Source organism: Methanobrevibacter cuticularis (assembly GCF_001639285.1).
GTDB classification, from domain to species: domain Archaea; phylum Methanobacteriota; class Methanobacteria; order Methanobacteriales; family Methanobacteriaceae; genus Methanobaculum; species Methanobaculum cuticulare.
In genome coordinates this window covers 31,594-43,569 of record NZ_LWMW01000044.1, presented here as the reverse complement: position 1 = coordinate 43,569, position 11,976 = coordinate 31,594, and the positions used below count along the sequence as shown (strand labels likewise).

9 protein-coding genes are annotated in these 11,976 nt (G+C 27.4%); 1 reads left to right on the top strand and 8 read right to left on the bottom strand.

The genetic code is table 11. The features are described from left to right. Positions 1-875: 875 nt before the first annotated feature. From asd to MBCUT_RS01305, 8 genes are all read right to left on the bottom strand, one after another. The gene (gene asd, locus MBCUT_RS01340; RefSeq protein ID WP_067257824.1) at positions 876-1,925 is read right to left on the bottom strand and encodes an aspartate-semialdehyde dehydrogenase; all 1,050 of its coding nucleotides are present in this window, start codon (positions 1,923-1,925) and stop codon (positions 876-878) included. A gap of 127 nt (positions 1,926-2,052) precedes the next feature. Continuing rightward, the gene (dapB, locus tag MBCUT_RS01335; RefSeq protein WP_067257821.1) at positions 2,053-2,874 is read right to left on the bottom strand and encodes a 4-hydroxy-tetrahydrodipicolinate reductase; all 822 of its coding nucleotides are present in this window, start codon (positions 2,872-2,874) and stop codon (positions 2,053-2,055) included. Positions 2,875-2,904: 30 nt separating this feature from the next. Next, on the bottom strand, positions 2,905-3,798 hold the full coding sequence (gene dapA, locus MBCUT_RS01330) for a 4-hydroxy-tetrahydrodipicolinate synthase (protein WP_067257818.1): 894 nt from the start codon (positions 3,796-3,798) through the stop codon (positions 2,905-2,907). Between the two features lie 384 nt (positions 3,799-4,182). Next, the gene (locus MBCUT_RS01325; protein ID WP_067257816.1) at positions 4,183-5,400 is read right to left on the bottom strand and encodes an aspartate kinase; all 1,218 of its coding nucleotides are present in this window, start codon (positions 5,398-5,400) and stop codon (positions 4,183-4,185) included. A 927-nt stretch (positions 5,401-6,327) separates the two neighbouring features. Continuing rightward, on the bottom strand, positions 6,328-6,525 hold the full coding sequence (locus MBCUT_RS01320; RefSeq protein ID WP_067257813.1) for a 30S ribosomal protein S17e: 198 nt from the start codon (positions 6,523-6,525) through the stop codon (positions 6,328-6,330). Position 6,526: 1 nt separating this feature from the next. Further along, positions 6,527-6,853: a chorismate mutase gene (locus MBCUT_RS01315; RefSeq protein ID WP_067257810.1), complete on the bottom strand. Its 327-nt coding sequence runs from the start codon at positions 6,851-6,853 to the stop codon at positions 6,527-6,529. A 57-nt stretch (positions 6,854-6,910) separates the two neighbouring features. Continuing rightward, a complete protein-coding gene (locus tag MBCUT_RS01310) occupies positions 6,911-7,768 on the bottom strand; it encodes a shikimate kinase (RefSeq protein WP_067257807.1) in 858 nt (285 codons plus the stop codon). Positions 7,769-8,441: 673 nt separating this feature from the next. Next, complete coding sequence (locus MBCUT_RS01305) at positions 8,442-11,129, bottom strand: beta strand repeat-containing protein (protein WP_067257804.1); 2,688 nt, start codon at positions 11,127-11,129, stop codon at positions 8,442-8,444. A gap of 579 nt (positions 11,130-11,708) precedes the next feature. Here MBCUT_RS01305 and MBCUT_RS01300 point away from each other — a divergent pair. Next, complete coding sequence (locus tag MBCUT_RS01300; RefSeq protein ID WP_067257800.1) at positions 11,709-11,921, top strand: hypothetical protein; 213 nt, start codon at positions 11,709-11,711, stop codon at positions 11,919-11,921. The last annotated feature ends 55 nt before the right edge of the window (positions 11,922-11,976 follow it).

Here is an 11,976-nt window from a genome sequence, read left to right as displayed (position 1 = left end):
GATAATAGCTTTTCTATCGTATAATGAACACTAATCTTGTATATATATGAACTTAATCGTATATATAATTTTCTATAAAAAAAATTAAAATATATAACGTTATATTAAGGATAAATATGATGCTTATACCTTTTTTAACAGAAATTATAGCTATTTGATTGAGTATATAATAATATAACGAAATTAATAACAAATTTAATAAAAATATAAGAAAAAAAACAAAATTATTAATAATACGTTAATACTAGTTTCTAAAGATTATAATATGAATAAAATCTAATTAACAAAAACTATTATAAGCATGAATTTTTTCATACACTCATCAGATATTTTTATCGAAAAAATTAAAAACAAAAATTATAGAATAATAAGAAAAAAAACAAAATTATTAATAATCCATCATCACTCTTCCTTTAATTTTACAAAGAGTATCTAGTTACTATATAAATTATATTATTTCATGAAAAAAGATAATAATAATGTTTAAAGGCTAATCATAATACTCAAAACCATTTATAATAAAAATAAAAAAATTATATTATCAAAAAAGAAACAAAATGTAAATTTTAACATTAAGTAAATTTTAACATTTTAAGCTAATTAATAATTTAAATTAATTTTAATATTTAGGTAGATTTTAATATTAGGTAGATATTTAATATTTTGAATTAATTTTAATATTTTAAACTAATTTAATAATATAAATTAATTTTAACATTTAAAACTAATTTAATATTTTGAATTAATTTTAATATTTTAAACTAATTTAATAATATAAATTAATTTTAACATTTAAAACTAATTTAATATTTTGAATTAATTTTAACATTTAAAACTAATTAATAATTTAAATTAAGAGAAAAAATAGAAGAATTTTAAAGAATTGTTTTATTGATTAATTCTGCATTTAAAATAGATGCTCCTGCGGCTCCTCTGACAGTGTTATGTCCTACTAAAATATATTTAAAACTATTTTCAAATGCGGGATCTTTTCTAAGCCTTCCTGCAGTTACAGACATTCCATTGTTCGTATTTCTATCCATTCTAGGCTGAGGTCTGTCATTTTCTTCTCTAATTAATACAGGATTTTTTGGAGCAGAATGCAAATTAAGGTCTTGAGGAATACTTTTAAAATTTTTCATTGTATTTTTAATATCCTCAATATCAACATCATTATCTAATTCTACAAAAACAGCCTCAGTATGACCATCTACAACAGCTACCCTATGACAAGATGCAGATAAACCAAAATTAGCATTTGTAACATCTGAACCATCAAGAGTTCCAAGTAAATGAAGTGTTTCACTTTCCATTTTTTCCTCTTCTCCACCAATGTATGGAACTAAATTATCGACAATAGCCATAGAAGGGACACCATTGTAACCTGCACCAGAAACTGCTTGCATAGTGGAGACATATACTCTATTTATATCATAGCTATCATATATAGGTTTCAATGTTAATGTCAAAGCTATGGTTGAACAATTAGGGTTTGTTACAATAAATCCATCCCATCCCCTATTTCTTTGTTGTATTTCAATGAGATCTAAGAATTCAGGATTAACTTCAGGAATAACAAGAGGAACATCTTTTTTCATTCTCATAGCACTAGCATTGGAAGCCACAATATAGTTTTTTGCAAACTTTGGTTCTACAATAGCTGCATTTTCAGTAGGTAGTGAAGAAAATACTATTTCAACATTATTAGATACTTCAGTTGGATCAGTATCAGTCACTATAATATCCTTAACAGAATCAGGCATTGCATCATCAAGATACCAAGTTGTAGCATCTTCGTATCTTTTACCAGCTGAGCGAGAAGAAGCTGTTAAAGCAGTTATTTCAAAATCAGGATGTTTATCCAGAATTTGGATAAATCTTTGTCCTACCATTCCAGTTGCACCAAGTATTCCTACATTTACCATTTTATCATCCTTTTCATATTATTATATTAATTGAATCAGTGGATTAAAATTTTTAATATATAATTAGTATTCTATAATTATAATTTAATTATTAACTTATTAAATATTATTATAAGAGACTTTCAGATTATTTAATACCTAAAACGTCAGCCATGTCATGAACTTTTCCAGGTTCACCACTACTAACAAATTTTAAGGCCCTCATCACTCCAGCTATGAAAACTTCTCTAGTGTGGGCTCTATGAGTGATTTCTAATCTTTCTCCTTCACCTACAAACATTACTGTGTGATCTCCAACTATATCTCCTCCACGAATAGCATGCAAACCAATTTCTTTCTTTGTTCGTTCCCCTACAATTCCTTCTCTTCCAAAAATACCTACTTCTTCAGTATTTCTATCTAATTCTTTAGCTATTACTTCAAAAGCGGTCATAGCTGTTCCAGAAGGAGCATCCTTCTTTTTATTGTGATGAGCTTCAATGATTTCAATGTCAAAATCATCTAAAACTGGTGCTAAATCTTTCAAAATTTTAAAAAATACATTGACACCAATTGCCATGTTTGAAGAAATAACAGATTTGACATTAGTTTTTCTGATTATATCGTTTATTTCATTTGATTGTTCTTCTGTAAATCCAGTCGTTCCTACAACTAAATTAACACCCATATTTGCTGCTGTTTTAATTGATTCAAATGCTGCACTAGCTATTGTAAAATCAACTAAAACATCCGGTTTAGCTGATTTTAAGATATCTTCAAGTTTTTCAGCACCATTAACATCAACACCAATACTTCCAATACCAATTACTTCCCCAATATCTTTTCCCTGAAGTTGAGTGTTTGGTATTTCAATAGCAGCTACCAGTTTCATATCTTCTTGTTCAACAATCTTTTTAATGATTCCAGAGCCCATTCTTCCCCCAGCTCCAGTTACAGCAACTTTTAACATTTTTAAAACTCCAAATTACTTGATATTTACTTAAACTAAATCTAAATCTTGTAATGTTTTTTCAATTAAATTCCTATTTTTCTCTTTTAAAGAAGAAAGAGGTAACCTTACATGACCTGCAGGCCTATTTAAAATTTTCAAAGCTTCTTTTGTTGGAACAGGATTACTTTCTATAAATAACACTTTCATTAAATTGTATAATTCATAATGTAAATCCATAGCCTTTTCATAGTTACTGTCAAGAGCATTATTAACCATTTGGGTCATCCTTACTGGATCAACATTAGCCACTACACTAATAACACCTTTAGCTCCGAGAGACATCATAGGGACAGTGAGATCATCGTTTCCTGATAGAATAGAAAATTTGTCATCTAATTCGTTTTCTAATAAGATTTTCTGGATTTTGGAAACTTTGTTTAAATCTGGATTTGCTTCTTTAATAGCTATAATATTATCCATTTCAGCTACTGCACCTATAGTTTCAACATCTATATCAGTACCAGTACGAGACGGAACATTATATACAATAATTGGAATATCTGAATTGTTATTCATAGTTTTATAATGTTCTATCAATCCATGAGCTTGTGGTTTATTGTAATATGGAGTTATCACAAGTGCATAATCTGCCCCAATATTTTCACTGTATTGAACTAAATCTAAAGCTTCTTTTGTAGAATTACTTCCTGCTCCAGCTATTGTAGCTATTCTGCCATCAACCTCATCAACTAAGATTTCAATTAATTTTTTTTGCTCCTCATGTGTAATAGTAGCTGATTCCCCTGTTGTTCCAGCAGCGAGTAATCCATCAACACCATTTTTAATCAAGAAGTTTATGTTTTCCCTGTATCCTTGTTCATCAATTTCATCATTTGAGGTAAATGGTGTGACCATAGCTACTGCCGTGCCTTCAAAACTCATATATCTATCCTCCATTTAAACATTTATATTTAAATATTTTCTAGTTTTACAATATTATAATATATTAATTTTATAATATAATATTTTAATGAAACAATTTTAGATTTTAATAATATTTAATGATAAAAATATAATTATAAAATATAATATTTTAATAAAACAATTTTATGATTTTAATAATATTTAATGATAAAAATATAATTATAAAATATAATATTTTAATAAAACAATTTTATGATTTTAATAATATTTAATGATAAAAATATAATTATAAAATATAATATTTTAATGAAACAATTTTAATGATATAAGATATAATTACAGATATACTATTTACTAAGAATTCTTAATCAGCATAATAACCTTATATCACTTATACTATGATTATAAAATTTCTTTTAGAAGTTCATAAGCTTTTTTACCATCTTCCCATTCTACAAAAACAACAACGGCTGTTTGGGAAGAAGATATTTCCACGATATTTATATTATTATCTCTAAGTGGATCTGTAATATCAGATATGATTCCAGGAGTTTCAATGAAGTCTGGACTCTCTAAAGTCAGCATAGCTATTTCTTTTCCTAAAGAAAGGGAACTAAGTTCACCACAATCAACAACCATGTCATGTAATAGATGATAGGCTTCCATAGAATATTTTTTATTAACAAAAGTTGTTACTGAATTTTGACCTGCTGAAATACCAAATATATTTATATCATTTTCTGCAAGAGTTGTTGTTAGCCTAGATAAAATTCCTGTTTTTTTAAGCATTCCTTTCCCAACAATAGCTACTACAGATATTGGTTCTGGATATAAAATTGTAGTTTTCATCATTTCTCCCTCAAAAGGTCCTACTATTTCAGTTCCATCTTCTGACAGATCTCCATTTTTATAATTAATTATTTTTGCATTTATTAAGGGATCTTTGTATTTTAATGCATGAGGATGTAATACTTGAGCTCCATGAGTAGCTAGATCCCTCATCTCTTCCACTGAAATCTTATCAAGTTTTTTAGCATCTTGAATCTTATTAGGATCAGTTGACATTACCCCATTAACATCAGTGACTATTATTACTTCATCAGCATTTAAACAATGCCCTAAGAAAAAAGCAGTGATATCGCTTCCACCTCTACCTAAAGTAGTGATTTCACCATCAGAATCTTTTCCTAAAAATCCACAGAGGACGGGAATTACACCCTGATGTAAAAGTTTTAATATCTCTTGAGATTTAGTTTCACTTTCTTCAATATCTAATTCAGCATCTAAAATGTTATTATTGGTTTGAACCGGCCACAGTTCATTGTAGGGATCAATATATTCTGATTTTACTCCTAATGACTCAATAACAGAAGACATTACTCTCACACTTGTCATTTCTCCCATAGATAATATCTCTGCCATTTGTTTATCAGACACATTAGAACCTAAAGAATCTTCAATAATCTTTAAAAATTCATCAGTTGTTTTATTAATAGCGGAAACCACAACTACAATTTTTTTCCCCTTCATATACTCATTAACAACTGATTGGGCTGCTTTTTTAATTTTTTTTCCATCTCCTATGGAAGTTCCTCCGAACTTTGCTATTATCAGTTCCATTTCATTTCACAACCTTTAATACACTCACTAGAATCTTTTTGATATAAATTCAATCTTAATTATTAAAGTATATAATTTATAAGTTTACTACATAATTTTGCTACATATCCATAAATAATGATGATAACAATAATGATACATATCAATAAATAATTAATAATGATACATATCAATGAATAATTAATAATGATACATATCAATAAATAATTAATAATGATACATATCAATGAATAATTAATAATGATACATATCAATGAATAATTAATAATGATAATAATGATACACATCAATAAATAATTATTACAAAATTTAAGAATTTATTCTGAATTCTTATATAATATAATTTATCATTTAGTAGATTATGAATAATGCAATTATTAATAATTTTTTATATTATTCATAAATATTGCATTTAACATTAATATAATTAGCTATTACATAATTAAAATATCTTTTTAAAAAATGACACACACCTAGTTATTAAGTAATTGTTAATTTTAAAATCAAAAACTCTTAAATTATTTTAATAAGATATTATATTTTTTTATTAAAATTAATTCTAATAATGATATTGTGTTTTTTATTAAAATTAATTCTAATAAGGATATTATATTTCTTTATTAAAAATAATTCTAATAAGGATATTATATTTCTTTATTAAAAATAATTCTAATAATGATATTATATTTTTTTATTAAAATTAATTCTAATAATGATATTGTGTTTTTTATTAAAAATAATTCTTATTATTTATTATAAAAATAAAAAATCATTATGAAATTAAACGTAGTCTAATTAATGATCTAAAATAGAATGTAATGACTTTTATTCAAAAAATAAGAAAATAATAATAAATAATAAGAAGATTATTAGTAAAAAATAGTAACTATAATTAAAAGTAATATGACTAAGGGAAGATGAATTAACTTAAACTTGAGTTAATTCTTGTCTAACTAATCTAGTAACATATCCTGCTATTTTATTTCTTAAATGTTTTGTACTTACAGTAGAATATTCAGCTACTAATCTTTTATTTTCATCAAAGTCTGTAGTAAATGTTCCTTTATGAGTCTCAATAAGTTCTTTGGATATACGTTTAACAAATGAAGTTCTAATATTTCCCATTCTATTTCCTCCTTAAAATTTCTTCTTTGTATTTATTTTGTTCAACTTTACTTAAATCACGTAATGTATTCATAATTCTACTTAGAATATTTTCATCAATATTTTTTTCCTTAGCTATTTTTAAGATTTTATCATGGATAATCTTTTCTCTTTTTTCATCAAATATATCCATACCTAAAAATATTTTAGATGATACAATATCACCTGCTAAAGAAGTTCTTTCATGAATTAAATCAATTAATTCATTATCAATTTCATCTATCCTAGTTCTAGATTTTTTTAGAAGTTTTTTTGCTTCCTTTTCATTAGTAAATGATATTAATTCCATTATTATTCACATCAACTACCATTATTAGACTATCTGGATTCCATCAGTTACCAATAATTAAATTATCTTGGTTCCATCATTATTCACACTGGTTTCAATGATTTTACCAGAATAAGAATTCCAAACATCCTTAACTTCGTCCTTAGAAGTTTCATCTACAATAGCTACATATGCAGACCCTGTTCCAGATAATCCTGAAGCAATAGCTCCTGCATCTAAAGCATCAATAGCTATGTTAGTATCAAAACCTAAAGAACTAGAATATAATATTCCATTTAAGTTTAAAGCATTGAAATACTGCTTTTGACATGCTTTTTCAAATGCAATATCCACAAGTGGAGCTAATAATTTCATTCTACTCACATCTGACTTTGCAGTCATTGACTCTATGTTCGGAATGTATATTAATAGTTTGTGTTTTTCCATCTCTTCTTGGATTATAATTTTCCGAAGAAGATTATTCGTAACAGTTATTCCACCAAAATATGAGGCTGTAGCATCATCAAAAGCTCCAGTGATTGTTACTCCTGCTTGTAGTGATGAATCAATAGCCATATTTATTATTTCCATATCATTCATATAATTTAAATCAAATTCATCAGCTATTAATTGTGATGTTGCTAATGTAACAGCATTAGAAAGTGCGCTACTGCTTGAAAGTCCTGAAGCAGGAGGTAACTCTGATATTGTAGTAAGTACCACTCCTGTTTCAACACCATAATGTTTTAAAACATTCTTAATACATAAATCCATGAGTGAAGTATCCACATCTAAATCAGGGACACATTTAACTCCTTGGGATGAAAGTTCAGCTTCAGCTATTATTCCTATATCTATACCAAATGCAGAACCACATCCAGTAGCTATTGCATTAACAACAGTAGCTGAACCTGGAGAATACACTTTTTTTTTCATCTAAAAACACCTTACAAAAACCAATACCAACATTTCTAACAAAATTCTAAAATAACACATGATAAAGAAGAATATATCATTTAAAATCTTATGATTAAGTTAATAGATTAGTTTAATTATATTTTAATATTGATCATTTATTCTTATTAAAATTATCATTTAAATTATTCATATCATTATATAAATCTATTGAGTATTTATTATATATTATTGTTGAGTATTTTATAAAATTAGTTAGTAATATGAAAAAGTTAACAAAAAAATTAATAAGAGAGTGTCTCATAAGTAAGATTTTTAAAAAATTTAATAAAAGTATTCCTCATTTAAAATCTTTAAATATTATATAACTACCCATATTATTTTATTTATTAAAAATAATACTTAAAAAAGCTATAAATTAAACTTAAAATAATATAAATTCTTTAAAAAATTGAATTAAATAAAACAATTAATTTATTATAGCTATTAATACATATTTTATCAACTATTTAATATTTAAATGATTTTTATGGAAATTAATTTCATGAAAATTTCTAAAAAAGTGACTTATGAGACACTCCCATCTATTAATCTTTTAATCAGAAAAAAATAAAAAAAAGAATGTTTGGAAAGAATACTATATTGATTAACTTCTTTCCAGAAAAAAATAGATAACACAAAAACAATTTATTTTTTAGGCTTTTTTGTATACTGTTATTTTGAGTTTAGCTATTTTGTTGTATGCTAGGTTTTTGACCATTGTTTTTAGTATTTTAGATGCTTTGTTGTAGTTGTATTTGGTGTTTTTTGTTGTTTGTATTTTGTAGAGTTTGTGTTTTTTGAGTATGTTTTTGAGTGATTTTGTGAATGTCTTTGTGCCTGTTTTTTCTCCGTAGTTTTTGATTGAGTATGTTATGTAGTAGATTTTGTAGTTTTTGGTCTTTTTTGAAGTTGTTTTTTTGCTGTAAACTTTTATTTTTGCTGGTGTTAGTGGTTTGTTAACATTTAAAGATTTTGTTACACTTGCTGATTCTTTGAATGTGTATTTTCCAGTTGAATTAGTTATTGTAGTTTGTTGTGATTTTGCATAGATGCTGTAGTTAGCTGTTTTTGGTACTTTGTAAATGAATCTTGCTTCACCGTATTTATCAGTTGTTGCAGAACCTACTTGTTCACCATTAACATAGAAATAAACCTTCTCACCTGCTAATTTTTCTCCAGTATTTTTGTTTGTCAGTATTGCTGTTATTGTGATTTGTCCATTACTTGAAGAAATCACTAAATCGGTGTTAGTTTCATAAGTCACATCAACGGTTATATTACTGTTGTTCTCTGATTCTGTGTTATTATTACCTGTGTTATAGACTATATCTCCGGTGTTATTGGTTGAATTAGTATTGTTAATAGCTACATTGTTGTTGTCGCCTTCATTGGTGATTAGTCCGTCTTTTGCTGTGTTGTTGGTTATAGTGGAATTGTCGACTGTGATTTTGTTATCATCGCCTTCACTGCTTAATATTCCGTCATTATTGCCTGATAATTCACTGTTATCTATAGCTATCTTGTTTTCATCACCAGTACTACTAATCGCTCCACCATTCTTTGCATTATTGTTATTTGCTGTTGAATTATCCAAAACAATAACATTATTATTGCCATTACTATTGATTACTCCACCTTTATTTATAGCATTGTTATTGCTGAAATCAGTATTATTAACTGTTAAATTATTATCATCACCGTTGCTGCTGATTGCTCCACCATTCCTGGCAGAGTTATTGTTGAATGTAGAGTTGTTAATATTAATCTCGTGGGATTCTCCATTGATATCTATTGCTCCACCAGTAGAACCAGCAGAATTATTCTCAAACAATGAACTATCAATATTAACTTCAGATCCTTCACCATTAATATCTAATGCTCCACCAGTCTTAGCACTATTATTCACTAAAGCACTACCTTCAATATTGATGGTCTGATTAGTACCACTAGCATATAATGCTCCACCATCTCTAACAGCAGTATTATCACTTATAGTACTATTTTTAATAGTAAGCACATTATTATCCTTAGTAAAACCTATTCCACCAGAATCAATACCAGCAGAATTATTAACTACAGTAACATTATCCAAAACAGAATTACTACCATCACCACTAATATAAATAGCACCATAAGTATCTGCTTTGTTGTTTTTGAATACTGAATTTTTGATAGTATTACTGGAACCATCTCCACCCATATGTAAAGCACCATATTGAGAACCTGCAGTGTTGTTTTCAAAAGTACAATTATCAACCAAATTAGTACTATTAACTCCAGTTAGATATGCAGCACCACAAATATTACCTGCTTTGTTATTTTTGAATACTGAATTTTTTAAAGTATTACTAGAACCCTCTCCATCCATATCTAAATTAGCATGCTGAGAACCTGCAGTGTTGTTTTCAAAAGTACAATTATCAACCAAATTAGTACTATTAACTCCAGTTAGATATGCAGCACCACGATTACTACCTGCTTTGTTGTTTGTGAATACTGAATTTTTTAAAGTATTACTAGAACCATCTCCACTCATAATTAAAGCACCATAACTAGCAGTTGAAGTATTGTTTTCAAAAGTACAATTATCAACCAAATTAGTACTATTAATTCCACTTAGGGATGTAGCACCATAACTACCAGTACTTGCTTTGTGGTTTTTGAATACTGAATTTTTTAAAGTATTACTAGAACCATCTCCACCCATACGTAAAGCACCATAACTATTTGCAGTGTTGTTTTCAAAAGTACAATTATCAACCAAATTAGTACTATTAACTCCAGCTAGATATGCAGCACCATAACTAGTACCTGCTTTGTTGTTTTTGAATACTGAGTTTTCGATAGTATTACTGGAACCATCTCCACCCATATAAATTGCTCCACCATTATTTGCGGTGTTGTTTTCGAATGTGCAGTCGGTTATGGTTAATGTGGCATTAGCTTGAGTTGATGTGATTACACCACCATTACCGGTGGTGTTTCCGTTGATGAAGGTTATGTTTATCAGTGTTAGGTTTATTCCTGCATTTATTGTGAATGCTCGTCCACTGTTTTCCATGTCTATTATTGCTCCACCTTTGGTTTTACCAGCTATTGTCATGTTTTTGTTGACTGTGAGAGCTTTATTACCTGCTCCTGAGTATACACCATCTTCTAAGTACAGTGTACTTCCATTTGTAAAGCTATTGTTGTTGATTGCTGCATCTCGTATAGTAGTAGTGTTATTAATAGTAACATCTACTGCGTTTGTTGTGCCGATTAAAGAAAAAGCGCCAATAGCTATTATTGCGGAAATTATCAAAAAAATCGATAATTTCTTAAATTCATTTTTATACATAATTTAAATTCACCTCAATATTTTTTTATTTAATTAATATATACGAACCGTGTTTTTACTTAAATATCTAATATTCAATATAACGCCAGCTATTAGTTAAAAACTAAAAAACATTTAACAGTCATCACCTACTAACTAATATCTCATAAATAATAAATGGAAAAAATTTGTTAGTTATTGGAAGAACAGTTAGTATCCTATTAAACTATTAACTTTTAATTACTGGACAAACATACTTATAGTAATTACCCATATATAAAGATATCACTTCTACGCACTTCAATACAAAAACAAGAAGAAATTACAAGTCAGAACTAATTCCATAGACTACCCCCCCCCCCCCTTAACATATAAAGAACTTAAAACCATTCACACAAAAATTAAACACAAAAAATTATCTTTTTCACAAAAACAAGACATCTAATCCATCACCGAATTTTCAATCTATTCTTTTATTATTTAGCTGGGAAATAATTATTTCTGATTTTTTGTGTTTTTCTTTGTTAAAATCGTTAGTTTTGTATATGAGTTTGTGTATATTAGTTATATGGTTTGTTTGAATTTTTTTGTGGTGTTTTGATGGTTTTACATGAGGATAAAATTGGTCAGACTTTTTTGATTCCTACTAATTTGTTGGATTTGGTTCCTGAGGGTCATCCTTGTTTTTTTGTGAAAAACTTGGTGGATCAAGTTGATTTTGATGATATTCATTCTAAGTTTGTTGGAACTGCAGGTATGCGTGCTTATTCTAAGCGTATGTTAACTAGATTAGTTATTATGGCTTCTAATTGATGGTATTCGTTCTTCTCGTAAAATTGCTAAGTTTTAGCTTGAGGAAAATTTGGTT

Coding starts and splice junctions, on each gene's coding strand:
- MBCUT_RS01320 (WP_067257813.1), bottom strand. CDS start 6,525: ATGGGAAATATTAGAACTTCATTTGTTAAACGTATATCCAAAGAACTT.
- asd (WP_067257824.1), bottom strand. CDS start 1,925: ATGGTAAATGTAGGAATACTTGGTGCAACTGGAATGGTAGGACAAAGA.
- dapA (WP_067257818.1), bottom strand. CDS start 3,798: ATGAGTTTTGAAGGCACGGCAGTAGCTATGGTCACACCATTTACCTCA.
- MBCUT_RS01310 (WP_067257807.1), bottom strand. CDS start 7,768: ATGAAAAAAAAAGTGTATTCTCCAGGTTCAGCTACTGTTGTTAATGCA.
- MBCUT_RS01325 (WP_067257816.1), bottom strand. CDS start 5,400: ATGGAACTGATAATAGCAAAGTTCGGAGGAACTTCCATAGGAGATGGA.
- MBCUT_RS01305 (WP_067257804.1), bottom strand. CDS start 11,129: ATGTATAAAAATGAATTTAAGAAATTATCGATTTTTTTGATAATTTCC.
- MBCUT_RS01300 (WP_067257800.1), top strand. CDS start 11,709: ATGGTTTTACATGAGGATAAAATTGGTCAGACTTTTTTGATTCCTACT.
- dapB (WP_067257821.1), bottom strand. CDS start 2,874: ATGTTAAAAGTTGCTGTAACTGGAGCTGGGGGAAGAATGGGCTCTGGA.
- MBCUT_RS01315 (WP_067257810.1), bottom strand. CDS start 6,853: ATGGAATTAATATCATTTACTAATGAAAAGGAAGCAAAAAAACTTCTA.